The 17037-nt window shown below is 70.7% G+C and carries 15 protein-coding genes; 12 read left to right on the top strand and 3 right to left on the bottom strand.

Annotated elements, in window-relative coordinates:
• The first annotated feature begins 22 nt into the window (after positions 1-22).
• From nusA to irrA, 9 genes are all read left to right on the top strand, one after another.
• Entirely contained in the window at positions 23-1594 is a 1572-nt protein-coding gene (nusA, locus tag U1T56_RS17535) for a transcription termination factor NusA (RefSeq protein ID WP_418160786.1), read from the top strand.
• On the top strand, positions 1519-2283 hold the full coding sequence (locus U1T56_RS17530) for an RNA-binding protein (RefSeq protein WP_418160868.1): 765 nt from the start codon (positions 1519-1521) through the stop codon (positions 2281-2283). The genes nusA and U1T56_RS17530 overlap by 76 nt, the downstream gene beginning before the upstream one ends.
• The gene (gene infB / locus U1T56_RS17525) at positions 2280-5549 is read left to right on the top strand and encodes a translation initiation factor IF-2 (RefSeq protein ID WP_418160785.1); all 3270 of its coding nucleotides are present in this window, start codon (positions 2280-2282) and stop codon (positions 5547-5549) included. The genes U1T56_RS17530 and infB overlap by 4 nt, the downstream gene beginning before the upstream one ends.
• Positions 5550-5634: 85 nt before the next feature.
• Entirely contained in the window at positions 5635-6042 is a 408-nt protein-coding gene (gene rbfA, locus U1T56_RS17520) for a 30S ribosome-binding factor RbfA (protein ID WP_418160784.1), read from the top strand.
• Positions 6029-6976, top strand: coding sequence for a tRNA pseudouridine(55) synthase TruB (gene truB, locus U1T56_RS17515; RefSeq protein ID WP_418160783.1), 948 nt, complete (start codon positions 6029-6031; stop codon positions 6974-6976). The genes rbfA and truB overlap by 14 nt, the downstream gene beginning before the upstream one ends.
• On the top strand, positions 6973-7242 hold the full coding sequence (gene rpsO, locus U1T56_RS17510) for a 30S ribosomal protein S15 (protein WP_418160782.1): 270 nt from the start codon (positions 6973-6975) through the stop codon (positions 7240-7242). The genes truB and rpsO overlap by 4 nt, the downstream gene beginning before the upstream one ends.
• A 167-nt stretch (positions 7243-7409) precedes the next feature.
• Positions 7410-9653: a polyribonucleotide nucleotidyltransferase gene (pnp, locus tag U1T56_RS17505; protein ID WP_418160781.1), complete on the top strand. Its 2244-nt coding sequence runs from the start codon at positions 7410-7412 to the stop codon at positions 9651-9653.
• A gap of 96 nt (positions 9654-9749) precedes the next feature.
• A complete protein-coding gene (locus U1T56_RS17500; RefSeq protein ID WP_418160780.1) occupies positions 9750-11159 on the top strand; it encodes an NAD(P)H-dependent flavin oxidoreductase in 1410 nt (469 codons plus the stop codon).
• 102 nt (positions 11160-11261) lie between these two features.
• Positions 11262-11738, top strand: a complete 477-nt coding sequence (irrA, locus tag U1T56_RS17495; protein ID WP_418160779.1) for an iron response transcriptional regulator IrrA — start codon at positions 11262-11264, stop codon at positions 11736-11738.
• A 136-nt stretch (positions 11739-11874) separates the two neighbouring features.
• On the opposite strand, the gene U1T56_RS17490 is transcribed toward irrA, so the two are convergent.
• Positions 11875-12969, bottom strand: a complete 1095-nt coding sequence (locus tag U1T56_RS17490; protein ID WP_418160778.1) for an alpha/beta fold hydrolase — start codon at positions 12967-12969, stop codon at positions 11875-11877.
• Positions 12953-13729 (bottom strand): OBAP family protein, encoded by a 777-nt coding sequence (locus U1T56_RS17485; RefSeq protein ID WP_418160777.1) that lies wholly within the window; start codon positions 13727-13729, stop codon positions 12953-12955. The genes U1T56_RS17490 and U1T56_RS17485 overlap by 17 nt, the downstream gene beginning before the upstream one ends.
• Before the next feature lie 124 nt (positions 13730-13853).
• Between U1T56_RS17485 and U1T56_RS17480 the strand changes: the two genes are divergently transcribed.
• From U1T56_RS17480 to U1T56_RS17470, 3 genes are all read left to right on the top strand, one after another.
• Complete coding sequence (locus U1T56_RS17480; RefSeq protein ID WP_418160776.1) at positions 13854-14303, top strand: YgaP-like transmembrane domain; 450 nt, start codon at positions 13854-13856, stop codon at positions 14301-14303.
• 135 nt (positions 14304-14438) lie between these two features.
• Complete coding sequence (locus U1T56_RS17475; protein WP_418160775.1) at positions 14439-15683, top strand: MFS transporter; 1245 nt, start codon at positions 14439-14441, stop codon at positions 15681-15683.
• Between the two features lie 19 nt (positions 15684-15702).
• Positions 15703-16308 carry a phenylacetic acid degradation protein PaaY gene (locus U1T56_RS17470; RefSeq protein WP_418160774.1) on the top strand — a complete coding sequence of 202 codons (606 nt, stop codon included), beginning with the start codon at positions 15703-15705 and terminating at the stop codon, positions 16306-16308.
• 11 nt (positions 16309-16319) lie between these two features.
• Here the strand turns inward: U1T56_RS17470 and U1T56_RS17465 are convergent, their stop codons facing one another.
• On the bottom strand, positions 16320-16865 hold the full coding sequence (locus tag U1T56_RS17465) for a hypothetical protein (RefSeq protein WP_418160773.1): 546 nt from the start codon (positions 16863-16865) through the stop codon (positions 16320-16322).
• Positions 16866-17037 lie beyond the last annotated feature (172 nt).

Below are 17037 nucleotides of genomic sequence, written 5' to 3'. Positions count from 1 at the left end.
CGAAGGCAAGGAACGTCGCACGATGGACACGAGCTCGACCCTGGGACGCGCGGAGCTGGTGCGCGTCGCCGAGACGGTGGCGCAGGAGAAGGGCATCTCCGCCGAGGAGGTGCTGGACGCCATGGAGCAGGCCGTCCAGACCGCGGCGCGCCGTAAATACGGCCTCGAGCACGAGATCAAGGCCGAGATCGACCGCCGCACCGGCGACATCAAGCTCTGGCGCGTGCTCGAGGTAGCCGATCCGGTCGAGGACCACACCCGCCAGATCAGCCTCGAGGACGCGCAGGCGCGCCATCCTGCGGCCCAGATCGGCGACCAGATCTACGATCCCCTGCCGCCGATCGACCTCGGCCGCATCGCCGCGCAGAGCGCCAAGCAGGTCATCGTCCAGCGCGTGCGCGAGGCCGAGCGCGAGCGGCAGTACAATGAATACAAGGATCGGATCGGCGAGATCGTCGTCGGCGAGGTCAAGCGGGTCGAGCACGGCAACGTGCTGGTCGATCTCGGCCGGGCCGAGGCGATCGTGCGCCGCGACGAGCTGATCCCGCGCGAGCTGTTCCGGCCCAAGGACCGGATTCGCGCCTATCTCTACGACGTGCGCCACGAGACGCGAGGCCCTCAGATCTTCCTCTCCCGCACCCATCCGGGCTTCATGGCGAAGCTGTTCGAGCAGGAGGTGCCGGAGATCTACGATGGCATCATCGAGATCAAGGCCTGCGCGCGCGACCCCGGCTCCCGCGCCAAGATCGCCGTGGTCTCGAAGGACAGCTCGATCGACCCCGTGGGTGCCTGCGTGGGCATGCGCGGCAGTCGGGTGCAGGCCGTCGTGCAGGAGCTCGGCGGCGAGAAGGTCGACATCATTCCCTGGTCGCCCGACCCCGCCACCTTCGTGGTGAATGCGCTTGCGCCCGCCGAGGTCAGCAAGGTCGTGCTCGACCCCGAGGCCAAGCGGATCGAGGTGATCGTCCCCGACCAGCAGCAGCACATCGCGATCGGCCGGCGCGGCCAGAACGTGCGCCTCGCCTCGCAGCTCACCGGCTGGGACATTGACATCGTCTCCGACAGTCAGGACCGCGAGCGGCGTCAGCGCGAGTTCCGCGAGCTCACCGAGATGTTCATGGAAAGCCTGAACGTCGAGGAGGTGATCGCGCAACTCCTCGTCACCGAAGGCTTCACCTCGGTGCAGGACGTCGCCTACACCGAGACCGAGGAGCTGGCCGAGATCGAGGGCTTCGACGAGGAGATCGCGGAAGCGCTCAAGGAACGTGCCCAGGCCTTCCTTGAGGAGCAGGAGCAGAACCTGCGCGCCGAGGCGCAGGCGCTCGGCATCGCCCAGGATCTGCTCGACTACGACCGCCTCGAGCTGCCGGTGATCGTCGAGCTCGGCAGGAAGGGCATCAAGTCGCTCGAGGACCTCGCCGACCTCGCGGGCGACGAGCTGGTCGAGCTCGTGCCCGCGGCCGGCCTCACCGCCGAAGAGGCCGGGGACATCATCATGGACGCCAGGGTGCGCCTGGGCTGGATCGAGGCCCCGAGCGCAGCACCCCAGGATGCCGAGGCGGGCGAGCCTGTCGCCAGCGGGGAGGGGGCCTGACCATCGGCGAACTCACCCCAGAAGGCAGCACCGAGGGCGGCATCGTCGTCGAGCCTGAGGGCAGGGCCGGCCCGACGCGGCGCTGCGTCGCGACCCGGACGGCGCGTCCCGCCGAGCGCATGATCCGCTTCGTGCTGGGCCCGGACGACCGGCTGGTTCCCGACCTCGCCGAACGGCTGCCCGGCCGCGGCATGTGGGTCGGCGCCGACCGCCGCACCCTTGCAGAAGCGCTCGCCCGTAACCACTTCGCGAAGGCGGCGCGCAGGCGTGTCAGAGCCGATGTCGACCTCGTCGAGGAGGTCGGGCGGATGCTGGCGCGGCGCTGCCTCGACGTCGTGGGCTTGGCGCGCCGCGCCGGCGAGTTGGTCGCGGGCTTCGACAAGTGCGCGGAATGGCTGAGGAGCGGCCGGTGTGCTCTCGTCCTCACTGCCCGTGACGGCGGTGTCGAGGGTCGGCGGAAGATCGAAGCGTTGGCGCGCGGCGTTCCGGTGCTCGATCCCTTCACGCGGGACGAACTGGGTGCCGCGGTCGGCCGGGAGGAGAGTGTTCACATCGCCATCGCCAGGGGCGGGCTCGCCCAGCGGCTGCTCCGGGAGCTCGGACGGCTGCAAGGTTTTCGGGAGTTCAGCATGCCCTTCGGGCATGACGCAGTCAGCAACGCAGTAGAAGAGGGCGCATCCCGCACATGAGCGACGGTAAGGGCCAGGATCGTACGGCTCGTATCGGCCTCTCCCGTCCCACGGGAGGCAAGCTCGAGCTGAAGAAGACCGTCGAGACCGGGATGGTGCGGCAGAGCTTCAGCCACGGCCGCAGCAAGCCGGTAGCAGTGGAAGTCAAGAAGACCCGGACCCCGGTGCGACCGCACACGGCGCCGGCCGCCGGCACGACGGCCCCGACGGCGGCGCCGGCACGGCCGGCGGCCGCCGAGGCGCGACCGGCCGGCGTGGCGCATCGTCCGGCGGCTACCACACCGCCGACGACCCCGCCGCGTCCCGCACCGGCGGCGCCCCCGGCAGCGCCCGTCCAGGCGCGTCCGATCACCCCACCCACCCCCGCAGCGGCGGAGCCTCCGGCTGCGCCGGCAGTGGCCCAGCCGCCGACGACCCCGCCGGCGGCTCGAGCGCCGGCCACGCCCGCGCCGGTGTCGCCTCCTGCGCCGGCCGAGACGTCGTCGGCCGCCGAGGCCGAGGCGCCCGCGACCCTGCCTGCAGTCTCTGCATCGGCCGAGATCCCGGCGCCCGCATCCGCGGCTCCGGCGACGGCGCGCGTCGAGCAGCCGCCAGCAGCCGAGCCCGTCGCAGCGCCCACTGCACCCATCGCGCCCGTATCCGCCGCCGAGGCGCCGGCCACCCCGACCGCCGCGCCGGCTTTCCAGTCCCAGCCGCCCGCTCAGCCGCAACCGGCGGCTCCCCGTCCGGGCCCGAGAATGACGGCGCCGCCGCCGCCCCGGCCGGCAGGAGCGACGGGCAGCCTGCGCACCGGCGCCCCCGGGCAGCCTGCACGTCCGGGCAGCGCTGCGCCGCCCGCCCGCCCCGGCACCCGGTCGCAGGACGCACGTGCTGTCGCTGCCGGTGCCGCCGGTCGTCGGCCGATGGTGCTGAAGCCGCTCACCGAAGAGGAGAAGGCGGTTCGCCTGCGCGCCCTCGGCGCTGCGCGCAAGGCCGAGGAGGAGGCTCGCGCCCGGGCCGAGGAGAATGCCCGCCGCATGGCCGAGGAGGCCGCGCGTCGTCGCGCCGAGGAGGAGGCCGCCGCCAAGCGCAAGGCCGAGGAGGAGGCGCGCCGCCGCCAGGAGGAGGAAGCCAGGAAGCGCGCCGAGGAGCTCGCCGCCAAGCTGCTGGCCGAGGAGGAGCGCAAGCAGAAGGAGAGCGAGTCCGTTCGTGCCGGTGCCGAGGGCGAGGCCGCGCGCCGCGCCAAGACCGCGGCGGCCGAAGCGCCCAAGCGTGCCGGCGGCAAGGTCGCGGCCAAGGAGCTCGACGAGGAAGGTACCGAGGAGCGGCGCAAGGCGCGCGGCGGCAAGGTCGAGAAGCGGCCCACCCTGCGGCGCCCCGAGCGCGAGGCCGTGCCCAAGCGCCTGGATCGGCTGGTCCTGGGCGGCGACGTCGAGCTGGACGAGCGGCGCGGGCCGAGTCTCGCCGCGCTCCGCCGCCAGCGCGAGCGCGAGCGGCGGCAGATGGCCGGCGCCTCCGAGTTCGTTGTGCGTGAAGTCGTGCTGCCCGAGACCATCACGGTGCAGGATCTCGCCGCCCGCATGGCCGTGCGCGGTGCCGAGGTGGTGAAGGTGCTGATGAAGAACGGCATCCTTGCCACCATCAACCAGATGCTCGATGCCGACACGGCGGAGCTCGTCGTGGCGGAGTTCGGGCACAAGGTGAAGCGCGTGAGCGAGGCCGATGTCGAGGAAGGGCTCGAAGGTGCCGAGGACGCGCCCGAGAGCCTCGTGCCGCGGCCGCCGATCGTGACCGTCATGGGCCACGTCGACCACGGCAAGACCTCGCTCCTTGATGCGCTCCGCGCCACCGACGTGGCGGCCAAGGAGGCGGGCGGCATCACGCAGCACATCGGTGCCTACCAGGTGGATATCGGCTCCGGCCGGCCGGTGACCTTCATCGACACGCCGGGCCACGCTGCCTTCACGGCGATGCGCGCCCGCGGTGCGTCGGTGACCGACATCGTCATCCTCGTGGTGGCGGCCGACGACGGTGTCATGCCGCAGACGATCGAAGCGATCAGCCACGCCAAGGCGGCGAAAGTGCCGATCGTGGTGGCGATCAACAAGATCGACAAGCCGGACGCCAACCCCGAGCGTGTCAAGCAGGAGCTCCTGAACCACGACGTCGTGCTCGAGGACTATGGCGGCGACGTGCTCGGCGTACCGGTGAGCGCCACCAAGCGCATCAACCTCGACAAGCTGATCGAGGCCGTGCAGCTCCAGGCCGAGCTGCTCGATCTCAAGGCGAACCCGAACCGCGAGGCACACGGCACCATCATCGAGGCCAAGCTCGATCGCGGTCGTGGTGTGGTGGCGACCGTGCTCGTCCAACGCGGCACGCTCAGGGTCGGCGACATCGTGGTCGCGGGCTCGCAGTGGGGGCGCGTGCGAGCGCTCCTCAACGATCGCGGCCAATCGGTCGAGGAGGCGGGCCCCGCCATGCCGGTCGAGATCCTGGGTCTCGACGGCGTGCCCGAGCCCGGCGACCTGCTCGTCGCGGTCGAGAGCGAGAAGCGGGCGCGCGAGATCACCGAGTACCGCCAGCGCAAGCGGCGTGATCAGGCGCAGGTCGTGGCCACGGGTGCTCGTGGCTCGCTCGAGGAGATGTTCTCGCAGCTCAGGAGCGGCGAGACGGGCGAGCTGCCGGTGGTGGTCAAGTCCGACGTGCACGGCTCGCTCGAGGCGATCACGGCCGGTCTCGAGAAGATCAGCACCGAGGAGGTCAAGGTGCGCGTGCTCCACGGCGGCGTCGGTGCCATCACCGAATCCGACGTGACGCTCGCTGCGGCCTCGAAGGCGGTGATCCTCGGCTTCAACGTCCGGGCCAACGCTCAGGCGCGGGAGATGGCCAAGCGCGACGGGGTCGAGATTCGCTACTACTCGATCATCTACGAGCTCCTCGACGAGGTGAAGGGCATGCTCTCGGGCATGCTGAAGCCCGAGGCGAAGGAGGTCACGCTGGGCCACGCCGAGATCCGTGAGATCTTCAACGTGCCCAAGGTCGGCAAGATCGCCGGTTGCATGGTCACGGACGGCGTGATCAAGCGGAACGCCCGTGCCCGGCTCCTGCGCGACAATGTCGTGATCTTCGACGGCGTGCTGGGCTCGCTGCGGCGCTTTAAGGACGATGTCCGCGAGGTGCGCGAGGGCTTCGAATGCGGCATGTCGATCGAGAACTACAACGACATCCGCCAGGGCGACGTGATCGAGGCCTACGAGATCGAAGAGGTCGCGCGTACGCTGTGATCGACCGGGACCTCGCTCGCAGCCATGCGAGCCCGATGAAGAGAAGCTCTCCCCTCATGGCCGGCTCTCCGCACGGAGGGCGGCCATGAGCCGGGGCAGCGGTACGGAACTCTCCCAGCGGCAGCTCCGGGTCGCCGAGCAGATGCGCCATCTCCTGGCGGAGCGTCTGCTCAGAGGTGATCTGCACGACCCGCGTCTTCGGGGGCGGAGTCTGACCATCTCCGAGGTGCGGGTGAGCCGCGACCTCAAGAGTGCCACCGTGTACACGGCCGAGCTCGGGGGAAGTCTCGACCCCGAGGTGGCGGAGGCGCTGCGGCACGCGGCCGCCCATCTCGGTGGCTGGCTGGCTCGGGAGATGCATCTCAAGTACGCGCCGAAGCTGCGCTTCGTCGCCGACGAGACCTTTGCGCAGGCGGCGCGCATCGACGAGCTGCTGCGCGACGCGCGCCTGCCGCACCAGAACGACGAGGACGACGACGATGGCGCGGCGTAAGCCGACCGGTCGGCCGATCAACGGCTGGCTCGTGATCGACAAGGCGGAAGGCATGACCTCGACCCACGTGGTCAACGTGGTCAAGCGCCTGACGCACGCCCAGAAGGTGGGCCACGGCGGCACGCTCGACCCGCTCGCCACCGGGATCCTGCCGATCGCCATGGGCGAGGCGACCAAGACCGTCGCCTACGTCATGGACGCCCGTAAAGCCTACGAATTCCGCCTGCGCTTCGGCGAGCAGCGCGACACCGACGACGCCACGGGCGAGGTGATCGCGTTCAGCGAGGCGCGGCCCACGGACGAAGCGATCCGTGCGACGCTGCCGCGGTTCCTGGGCCTGATCCAGCAGGTTCCGCCGCGCTTTGCCGCCGTGAAGGTGCAGGGCGAGCGCGCCTACGACATCGCGCGCCGCGGCGAGGTCGTGGAGCTCGCCGCGCGTGAGGTCAGGATCGACGAGCTCGAGCTCGTCGGACGGCCCGATGCCGATCATGCCGATTTCCGCATGAGCTGCGGCAAGGGCGCCTATGTCCGGGCTATTGCCCGGGATCTCGGGCTGGCCTTGGGCTGTTATGCCCATGTCGCGGCCCTGCGGCGCACCGAGGTCGGCGCCTTCTCGGTCGAGAACGCCCTTTCGCTCGATGCGCTGGCTCGGATCGTCGAGGACGATACCCTGCCGCAGGTTCTGGTTCCCGTGGCGACCGCGCTGGTCGGCATCCCGGCGCTGGCCGTCACGGAACCGCAGGCGCACCGGCTCCGGTCCGGACTGGCCGTCCGCATCGCCCCCGCCCTTCTGGGCGAGGTGCTGCAGGAGCCCGTCACGGTCCGGGCGATGCGTGCGGGCGAGCTCGTCGCCCTCGCACGCCTCGAGAACATGGAGCTGAGCCCGGTGCGTGTCTTTCAGAGCAGCCCGATGCCGATTGGAAACCGCGAATGACGATCACGGCCGAGCGCAAGCAGACGCTCATCAAGGAATATGCCACCCACGAGGGCGACACCGGCTCGCCCGAGGTCCAGGTGGCGCTGCTCAGCGAGCGGATCTCGGGCCTCACCGAGCATCTCAAGACGCATCAGAAGGATTTCGCCTCGCGGCGCGGCCTGTTGATGATGGTCGGCCAGCGCCGTCGTCTTCTCGACTATCTGCGCCGCAACGACCAGGCGCGCTACCAGGCGCTGATCGAGCGTCTGGGCCTGCGCCGCTGAGCTGAAAGGCATGCAGCGACGGAGCGCGCCGAGGATCGAGGCCGCCCCCGAAGGCACGGGCCGCCGGGGCCTCCGTGTGAGGCTCGAGCGCTCGTGCCCGATTCCGACGTGCGCTCCGTCGCTCGCCGCGGCGGTATCGATGCCGCCGCCCACATAAGGTACGTTCGATGTTCACGATCACACGCAAGGAAACGACCTGGGGCGGACGCAAGCTCGTCCTGGAAAGCGGCAGGATGGCCCGCCAGGCCGACGGTGCGGTGCTCGCCTCTCTCGGCGAGACGGTCGTGCTGGCCACGGTGGTGGCGAGCCGCAGCGTGAAGCCGGGGCAGGGCTTCTTCCCGCTCACGGTCAACTACCAGGAGAAGGCGTTCGCCGCGGGCAAGATCCCGGGCGGCTTCTTCAAGCGCGAGGGCCGGCCTTCCGAGAAGGAGACCTTGACCTCCCGCCTGATCGACCGGCCGATCCGGCCGCTGTTTCCCGACAGCTTCAAGAACGAGACCCAGGTCATCGTCACCGTGCTCGCCCATGACGGCGAGCACGATCCCGACATCCTGTCCATGGTGGCGGCCTCGGCGGCGCTCACCATCAGTGGCATTCCCTTCCTCGGGCCGATCGGTGCCGCGCGCGTCGGCTACATCGACGGCGAGTTCATCTTGAACCCGACGATCGAGCAGACCCGAAGGAGCGATCTCGACCTCGTCGTCGCCGGCACGCGCGATGCGGTGATGATGGTGGAGTCCGAGGCCAAGGAGCTGGCCGAAGCCACCATGCTGAACGCGGTGATGTTCGGCCATCGCCAGTTCCAGCCGGTGATCGACCTCATCATCGATCTCGCGCAAGCGTGCGCGAAGGAGCCCTGGGAACTCGAGGAGCCCGATCACAGCGAGCTCGTCGCCGCGATGCGCCGCGATCTCGAGGCGGCCTTGCGCGAGGCCTATGCCGAGCCGAAGAAGCAGCTCCGGCACGAGAAGATCGATGCTCTGAAGGCGCAGGCCCTCGAGACCCACGCCGGCGAGGACGTGAACCGCGCCGTCCTGGTCGCCGAGCTGTTCAAGCAGCTCGAGGCCGAGGTCGTCCGCAGCCAGATCCTGAACACCGGCCGTCGCATCGACGGGCGCGACGTCAAGACGGTGCGCCCGATCGAGGCCCAGGTCGGCGTGCTGCCGCGGGTGCACGGCTCGGCCCTGTTCACGCGCGGCGAGACGCAGGTGCTCGCGGTCGCGACGCTGGGCACCGGCCAGGACGAGCAGGTCGTGGATGCGCTCGAGGGCGACATCCGCGAGCACTACATGCTCCACTACAACTTCCCGCCCTTCTCGGTCGGCGAGGTCGGCCGCCTGGGCTCGCCGGGACGGCGCGAGATCGGCCACGGCAAGCTCGCCTGGCGCGCCACGCGACCGCTGCTGCCGCCCAAGGACAGCTTCCCTTACACGATCCGGGTCGTCTCCGAGGTGACCGAGAGCAACGGCTCGTCCTCGATGGCCACGGTCTGCGGCACCTCTCTCGCGCTCATGGACGCGGGCGTGCCGATCCCGCGGCCGGTGGCCGGCATCGCCATGGGCCTGATCAAGGAAGGCGAGCGCTTCGCCGTGCTCTCCGACATCCTGGGCGACGAGGATCATCTGGGCGACATGGACTTCAAGGTGGCCGGCACCGAGAGGGGTGTCACCTCGCTGCAGATGGACATCAAGATCGCCGGCATCACGCCCGAGATCATGGAGATCGCGCTGAACCAGGCGCGCGAGGGCCGGATCCACATCCTGGGCGAGATGGCGAAGGCTTTGGGCATCCCGCGTCCCGAGATGCGCGAGACCGTGCCGCGCGTGACCACGATCCAGATTCCGGTCGACAAGATCGGGGCGGTGATCGGCTCGGGCGGCAAGACGATCCGCGAGATCACCGAGCGCACCGGCACCAAGATCGACATCCAGGACGACGGCACGGTCAAGATCGCATCCGCCGACGCGCTCGCGAGCCAGCGCGCCATCGACTGGATCCGCGGCCTCACCGCGAGCCCCGAGGTCGGCGCCATCTACGACGGCAAGGTGGCGCGGGTGGTGGACTTCGGTGCGTTCGTCACCATCTTGGGCAGCATCGACGGCCTCGTCCACATCTCGGAGCTCAGCAACGAGCGGGTGGGCAAGGTCTCGGACGTCGTCAAGGAAGGCGACGCGGTGAAGGTCAAGGTCCTGGCGATCGACGATCGTGGCAAGATCAAGCTCAGCATGCGCGCCGTCGACCAGCAGACCGGCGAGCCGCTCGAGGTGGCGCCGCGTCCGCCGCGGGGCGAGGGGCCCCGGCCGCCGCGCGAGGGCGGCGAACAACGGGGCGAGTATCGGGGTGATCGGGATCGTGGCGAGTACCGCGAGCGCGAGGGCGGCTTCCGTCGCCGGCGCGAGCGCAGCGAGTAGCCTCATGACAGGTGGCAGGGAAGGCTGATCGTCGTGCGTCGCCGGCGGCGGCCCCGCTGCCGGCAGGCAACGCTTCGGGCGTTGGGGAGTGGTTTGATGAGCATCGTGCAGCCCATGATGATGTCCGGCCTCGAGGTCTGGCCTCTCGTGGAGGGCGGCAAGGGTGTCGCGGTCAGCAACGGCCGTTCGGCCGGTGCCTGGGCCGCGGCCGGTGGGGTCGGCACGTTCTCCGGCGTCAACCCGGACGCGCTCGACGACAATGGCGAGTACATCCCTCTCGTCTTCCGCGGCCGCGACCGGCGGGAGCGGCACGAGGAGCTCATCGCCTACTCGATCAAGGGCGGCATCAGCCAGGCCCGCCTCGCGCACGAGACTCGTGCCGGCGAGGGCCGGATCCACATGAACGTACTCTGGGAGATGGGCGGCTGCGAGCGCGTGCTGCAGGGCGTGCTCGAGGGGGCCAAGGGCCTGATCCACGGTGTGACCTGTGGTGCGGGCATGCCCTACCGGCTCGCCGAGATCTGCGCCCGCTACGGCGTGCACTATTACCCCATCGTCTCCTCGGCTCGCGCCTTCAACGCGCTCTGGAAGCGTGCCTATCACAAGTTCCAGGACTGGCTGGGGGCAGTGGTCTACGAGGATCCCTGGCTCGCGGGCGGCCATAACGGCCTCTCCAACAGCGAGGACCCGACACAGCCGGAAGCACCGTTCCCGCGCGTGCTCGAGATACGCAAGCTGATGCGCTCGATGGGCCTCGGCCACATCCCGATCGTGATGGCGGGCGGGGTGTGGCACCTCAAGGACTGGAAGGACTGGATCGGCAACAAGGATCTGGGGCCCATCGCCTTCCAGTTCGGCACCCGGCCCTTGCTCACCAAGGAGAGTCCGATCCCGGAGAGCTGGAAGAAGCGGCTTCTGGAGCTCCTGCCGGGCGACGTACTGCTGCACCGCTTCAGCCCGACCGGATTCTACTCCTCGGCCGTCAAGAATCGCTTCCTGCAGGATCTGGTCGAGCGCTCCGAGCGCCAGGTGGCGTTCTCCGAGAGCGCCGATCCGGCCGCCGGCCGCGACACGTTCTTCGCCTACGGTCGTACCGGCCACGGTGTGTGGGTCTCGGCCGAGGACCATGCCCGGATCCAGGGCTGGATCGGCCAGGGCTTCACCCAGCCCATGCGCACACCCGACGACACGCTGATCTTCGTGACCCCGGAGAGCGCCCGCCGGATCCGGCGCGACCAGGCCGACTGCATGGGCTGCCTCAGCCACTGCAAGTTCAGCAACTGGAAGGATCACGACGACTACACCACCGGCAAGCCGGCCGACCCGCGTTCGTTCTGCATCCAGAAGACGCTGCAGGAGATCGCGCACGGCCGGGGTGCGCCGGTCGAGGACCAGCTCATGTTCGCCGGCCACAACGTCTACAAGTTCCGGCAGGATCCGTTCTACGCCAACGGCTTCATCCCGACCGTGAAGGAGCTCGTGCAGCGGATCCTCACCGGTCATTGACCACGCTCGGGGTTGACCCAGCGGGCAATCTGGACCAGATCAGTCCGGTATGGCAGTAATCCCCGACCGGACCACCGATAACGGCGTGCCCGCACCGATCTCATGCTGACCAACCGACCGACCTTCACGGCCGTGCGCAAGCTCAAGGAGAGCGGGCTGCGGCCCACCCGCCAACGCATCGCCCTCGCCCGCCTGCTGCTCGAAGGCGGCCCGCGCCACGTCACGGCCGAGGAGCTGTTCCAGGAAGCCCGCGCCGCCGGCATCCCGGTCTCGCTCGCCACGGTCTACAACACGCTGCACCAGTTCACCGCCGCCGGCCTCATGACCGAGGTGGTGGCCGGCAGCGGGCAGAGCTACTTCGACACCAACCCGACTTCGCACTACCACTATTTCGACAAGTCCACGGGCGAGATCATCGACGTGCCCGAGGACGCGATCCGCTTCGAGCGCCTGCCCGAGCCGCCGCCGGGCAAGGTGATCGACCGGATCGACGTGGTGGTGCGCATCCGGAGCGTGCGGGCGCCGGCGCCGGCAGCGCGCCCCACACCGGCGGAAGAGGCGGGCGAGCCCGAGGCCTGAGCCCGGCTCGGGCGGTTTCGTCTCACCCCTGGCGCCACCCCATTTGGCGACACGGCGCAGCGTCGTACCGGACGGGCGAGCAGGGCGGATGCGAGCGTGGCGTCGATCCAGGGAGCTCGGCCGTGCCACGCCCGTCTCAGCCCCTGCCCCACGTGGCGGCGAGACGACCCCAGAGCCCGGGCCAAAGATCGAGCTGAGCACGACGGCCGACCAGTGCGCCGACATGTCGGAGCGCCGTGCCGGTCTCCTGCCCGTGCCAGAGCACGGTCCACGAGGCCGGCGTGCGCTCGAGGACCGGCAGGACGGCGGCCGGCGGAACCAGGCGGCTGCTTCGATCGAGGACGGTTGCGATCGGCAGCACGAGGCGCTCCGGGCCGACCCGCTCGCCCGCGAGCACGAGGGTGCCGCGGGCGAAGGCGTCGTCGCGGAACAGGCGGTCCGCGGTCTCGGCGAACAGGCGGCCCGGCATGGGCAGCTCGTCCAGCGCCCAGCGCAGAACGCGAAGATGGGTCACGAGCGCTTCCGGATCGCCGGCGCTGGCGACGGCATCGCCCCAGCGGGCGGGATAGAACTCGACCGGATCGGCGAGTGTGCCGGCGAGGCTCAGGAACGAGCCCGGCACCGCGCCCATCGCCACCGCCTCGACCGGTGCCGGCGCCCGCGGCAGGGCACGGGCCAGCGCGGCGAGACGCCCGGCCTCGGGCGCGAAGCGCAAGGGTGCCTCGATCAGGACGAGGCCCCGCACTCGCTCGGGATGGCGTGCGGCGAACAAGGTCGCGAGCGTGCCGCCCAGCGAATGGCCGGCGAGCAGGACGGCGCCATCGTGAGGTGCTCGGGCGTGGTCGGCGGCGGCACCGATCAGCTGCTCGATCACCTCCTCCAGGCCGTAGCCCGCGGCCTCGCCTTCGGGCCCGGTCCACTCCAGGAGATGCACGGCGAAACCTGCCGCGAGCGCGGTGCGGACCACGCTCCGCCCCGGTGTCAGGTCCCAGATGTAGTGGCGCTTGATCGGCGCCGGAACGATCAAGAGCGAAGGGCCGCCCGGCGGCCCGCCATAGGCGCGCAGGCGCATTCCGTCCTTCGCAAGGACGATCTCGGCCGGCGTCTCGTCGGGACCGACGCCGATGCGATCGAGCGCGCGGCCGCGGGCACGCCGCAGGCGGTCGCTCCAGGCGAAGGCCAGAGCGAGCGGGTGGCCGGACAGGCCCGCCACGTCAGGGCTGTGCCTCACCACTGTCCACCACGCCGGGAATCGGCCGGGTCGGTCGGCCGAAGCGGCCCTTCAGCGCGTCCACCCCGGCCTGCGGCCGGGCGAGCGGCAGGAGATCCTGCCGCGAGGCGCGCTTCGCCGCCGTGTCGATGCCCAGGCGCCGGTCGCGCGCCTCGACCAGCCCCGGCCGGACTTCGCCGTCGCGGTCGAACGACCAGGCGAGCTCGGGCGGCCCGAGCGGCAGGTGCTCGCCGCCTCGGTCCTGCATCGTGTCCCAGGTGTGCCAGGTCTTGCCGTAGCTGTTGATCTTCGTGCGCATGAGCGCCTTCTCGGCCGGCTCCGGCAGGCCGGGTGCGACGAGCTGGCCCGAGAGAATCTCGCCGTTGTGCGGGTGCCAGTAGCGCCTCTCGGCCGCGGGCAGCCGCCGGAACAGGCGCTCGGAGACGATGTACTCGATCCCGGTCAGGTTGGCGCCGGCCGTGCTGCCGTCGAACAGCGCGCACTGCGCCAGGTCCTCGTTGACCTGATGGCAGAAATGGTGCGCCTCGATCTGGTGGTCGGGACGGTCCTTCATGGGGTGGAAGCCCACGAGGTAGATGTCGAGGCTGCGGGGTGCCGCATCGGGCTGCAGCACCGCCGCACCCGTCTCGAGCATCGTGGTCCCAGTGGTCTTGGGCCGTCCTGCAGGGGTGGTGGAAGGGCCGGCGCCGGAGCCGGCGCAGGCGGCGAGGAGAAGCAGGCAGAGCGCAGACGCGAGGCGGCTGGTCACGGGGGCTCTCATCCCTGAGAGGCGCGAATCAGCGGCCCAACGTGCAGGAGTGCCCCGTGGTTCCTGCCCGGGGAACCGAGTCGGGCCGTGCCGGTTCCGGCCAGATCAGCACCGACAGCGCCATCGGAGGCTCGCGATGATGCCAGCGACCTCGCAGCGGGTTCCGCTGCACACCGCCGCCCACGTCAACGCGTGGATCGCCGCGCAGACGCGCGACAGCGTCGCTTGGCACGCCCGGCATCCGGAGACGATCGACCGCCGTCTCGAGGAGCTCGACGCCGAGTGGGACATCGAGCGCATGCTCGAGGCCAACGCCGCCAGCGTGGCGCTCGCGGGCCTCGCCCTCGCGGCCTGGGTCGATCGGCGCTGGCTGGCGCTGCCGATCGGGGTCGCCGCCTTCCTGCTGCAGCACGCGATCCAGGGCTGGTGCCCGCCGGTCGAGGTCTTCCGCCGGCTCGGCTTCCGCACGGCGCGCGAGATCGACGAGGAGCGCTACGCGCTGAAGGCGCTGCGCGGCGACTTCGAGGGCCTCGGCCGGGCCGACGGCGGCGACGCCCAGGCGGCCCTGGCGGCGACGCGCCATTGAGCCGGGGCTCGCCGGTCGACGCGGCAGGCGGGTGCCGCTAGGCTCCGTGCCGCCCTCCGTCGCCCAGGTGCCCCGGATGACCCATGCCCGACCTTACACCAGCGTGCCGCCCCTCCATCGGCCGGAGGTCGGCTGATGCGGGCGCTGGGAGGCGCGGCGGCCCCGATTTCGGCGCTGCCCACCCTGGCCGTGCTGACCCTGGCCTACGTGCTGAGCCAGTTCTTCCGCACGGCGCTCGCCGTCGTCGCACCCGAGATCGCGCGCGACCTCGGGCTGGATGCGGCCGGGCTCGGCATCCTGTCCTCGGCCTGGTTCTGGGCCTTCGCCGCAGCACAGATCCCGATCGGCGTGGCGCTGGACCGCTTCGGGCCGCGCCGCACGGTGGCTGCGCTGTTCGCGGCGGCCGGGCTGGGCTGCGCCGGGCTCGCCATGGCACCCGGCCTCGGTGTCGCGATCCTGGGCCAGGTACTGATCGGCATCGGCTGCGCCCCGGTGTTCATGGGGGCGCTCGTGGTGCTCACCCGCTTCTACGACCAGCAGCGCTTCGCGTTCCTCGCCGCGACGCTGCTCGCGATCGGCAGCGGCGGCACGCTCATCGGCGCGACGCCGCTGGCGCTGGCCGCGCAGGCGCTGGGCTGGCGCGGCGCGTTCCTCGGCATGGGCGGGATCGTCCTGGCCGTGGCGGCGCTGATCGCACTGGTCGTTCGCGACGCGCCCGAGGGTGCTGCCGCCCACCAAGGCCGGGAGAGCCTGGGGCAGGCCGTGGGCGGCGTGCTCGCCGTGCTCCGCAACCGGTCCTTGTGGGCGATCGTGCCGATGAGCTTCACGGGCTATGCGGTGCTGGTCACGGTGAGGGGCCTGTGGGCCGGACCCTACCTCGCCGACCGGTTCGGGCTCGGGCCGGTCGAGCGCGGCAACGCCCTTCTCGTCGTGTCGGCCGCGATGATGCTGGGGACACTCGCCTACGGCGCGCTCGAGCGGCGGCTGGACCGCAGGCGCGAGCCCGTGCTCGCGGGCACGGCGGTGGCCATCCTGATGCTCCTGCTCCTGGCGCTGGTGCCGGTCGGCTCGGCCGCTTTCGCCACCGCCCTCCTCGCCGCGTTCGCCTTCACCGGCATGACCTACGCGCTCCTCATGGCGCAGGGGCGGCGGTTCATGGCCGAGGGCGAGGTCGGGCGCGGGCTCACCTTCCTCAACGGCGCCTGCTTCACCGGGGCGGCGCTGATCCAGGCCGCGAGCGGTGTCGTGGTCGAGCTCGCGCGGGCCGCGGGCGCAGGCCCCGACGGCACCTATGGCGCGCTCTTCCTGTTCCTCGCCGCGATCCTGGCGGCAGCACTCCTCGCCTATCGCCGCAGCGCCGATCTCAGGCTCTCGTCCTGACCCATAGGAGACGACGCGCATGCCCATCTACGCCTATGCCGGCATCCGGCCGGTGATCGACCCTACCGCCTTCGTCCATCCCGATGCCGTCGTCATCGGCGACGTGATCATCGGGCCTGGTGTGCTGATCGCCCCCGGCGCCTCTTTGCGCGGCGATATGGGCCGGCTGATCGTCGAGGCCGGGGCCAATGTGCAGGACAACTGCGTCATGCACGGCTTTCCCGGCAAGGACTGCGTCATCGAGGAGGACGGCCATATCGGCCACGGCGCCATCCTGCACGGCTGCCGGGTCGGCCGGAACGCGCTCGTCGGCATGAACAGCACGATCATGGACGGGGCGGTGATCGGCAAGGACGCGTTCGTGGCGGCGATGTCGTTCGTGAAGGCGGGCTTCGAGGTGCCGGAAGGTACCCTCGTCGCCGGCATCCCGGCCAGAGTGGTGCGCACGCTCGCTCCCGAGGAGATCGCCTGGAAGGCGGCAGGTACCCGGGAGTACCAGGAGCTGGCCAGGAAATACCGCGAGACGCTCACCCCTTGCGAGCCCTTGCGCGAAGTCGAGCCGGACCGGCCGCGCGCGCCCAGCCTCTCCGGCATCAAGCCTCTGTTCGAGACCAGGCGCGGCTGAAGCCCGCCGGATCAGACGCCGGGCTCGGTCTCTTCCCGGGCGAGATGGCGGAGGAAGTAGAGGACAGCGAGGCCCACGAGCAGCAGAAGGAGCAGGATCAGGAGCACGTTCGAGAGCGCTGCCAGCACGACGACCCCGATCGCGAGCAAGGCGCCCACGACGCAAAAACGCCAGTCGACGTAGAGGCCGTCGAGGAAGGTGGCGAGTGCCAAGAGCAGCAGCAGGACGAGGCCCAGTGCGTCGTCGGTGAGCACGCTCGTCACCTGCCGCGTGTGCAGGAGGAGCATGGCGACGAGAAAGGCGCCCCAGTGGGCGAGCTGCTTCAGCGCCAGGACATGGCGCCGCGCGCCGCCGCGCACGAGCACGCGCGCGATCGCGATCAGCGCGAAGACGATGGTCGTGGCCTCCCAGTAGAGCACGCTGTAGCGCGGATCGAGCCGGGTGAAGAAGAGGCCCACGACCGACCAGACCAGCATGAAGACGTAGAGCCCGAGATGGAGCAGGACGGCGCCGAAGCGGCTCGTGCTCTCGGATGGCGTGGCGGCGGAGGGCTCCATGACGGCTCCTTCGGGCAAGTGAGGTGGCCGAGGCGACGATAGCCCGCCCACCTCGGCCGGAGCCAGCGGCGCGGAGCGTGGGAGGGTCATCCGGCGCCGCGGTCTGCGCCTCGTGGGCCTGGTCAGCTTCGCACGCCGTCCCCCTGGCATGACGGCTCGGCGCTTCAGGCCG

It is taken from the genome of Benzoatithermus flavus, assembly GCF_037908215.1.
Lineage (GTDB): Bacteria > Pseudomonadota > Alphaproteobacteria > Geminicoccales > Geminicoccaceae > Benzoatithermus > Benzoatithermus flavus.
Note: the sequence above shows the minus strand (reverse complement) of the source record. Positions and strands in the feature narration are given on the sequence as shown.

Coding starts and splice junctions, on each gene's coding strand:
- nusA (WP_418160786.1), top strand. CDS start 23: ATGGACACGAGCTCGACCCTGGGACGCGCGGAGCTGGTGCGCGTCGCC.
- infB (WP_418160785.1), top strand. CDS start 2,280: ATGAGCGACGGTAAGGGCCAGGATCGTACGGCTCGTATCGGCCTCTCC.
- rbfA (WP_418160784.1), top strand. CDS start 5,635: ATGAGCCGGGGCAGCGGTACGGAACTCTCCCAGCGGCAGCTCCGGGTC.
- truB (WP_418160783.1), top strand. CDS start 6,029: ATGGCGCGGCGTAAGCCGACCGGTCGGCCGATCAACGGCTGGCTCGTG.
- rpsO (WP_418160782.1), top strand. CDS start 6,973: ATGACGATCACGGCCGAGCGCAAGCAGACGCTCATCAAGGAATATGCC.
- pnp (WP_418160781.1), top strand. CDS start 7,410: ATGTTCACGATCACACGCAAGGAAACGACCTGGGGCGGACGCAAGCTC.
- U1T56_RS17500 (WP_418160780.1), top strand. CDS start 9,750: ATGAGCATCGTGCAGCCCATGATGATGTCCGGCCTCGAGGTCTGGCCT.
- irrA (WP_418160779.1), top strand. CDS start 11,262: ATGCTGACCAACCGACCGACCTTCACGGCCGTGCGCAAGCTCAAGGAG.
- U1T56_RS17485 (WP_418160777.1), bottom strand. CDS start 13,729: ATGAGAGCCCCCGTGACCAGCCGCCTCGCGTCTGCGCTCTGCCTGCTT.
- U1T56_RS17480 (WP_418160776.1), top strand. CDS start 13,854: ATGATGCCAGCGACCTCGCAGCGGGTTCCGCTGCACACCGCCGCCCAC.
- U1T56_RS17475 (WP_418160775.1), top strand. CDS start 14,439: ATGCGGGCGCTGGGAGGCGCGGCGGCCCCGATTTCGGCGCTGCCCACC.
- U1T56_RS17470 (WP_418160774.1), top strand. CDS start 15,703: ATGCCCATCTACGCCTATGCCGGCATCCGGCCGGTGATCGACCCTACC.
- U1T56_RS17465 (WP_418160773.1), bottom strand. CDS start 16,865: ATGGAGCCCTCCGCCGCCACGCCATCCGAGAGCACGAGCCGCTTCGGC.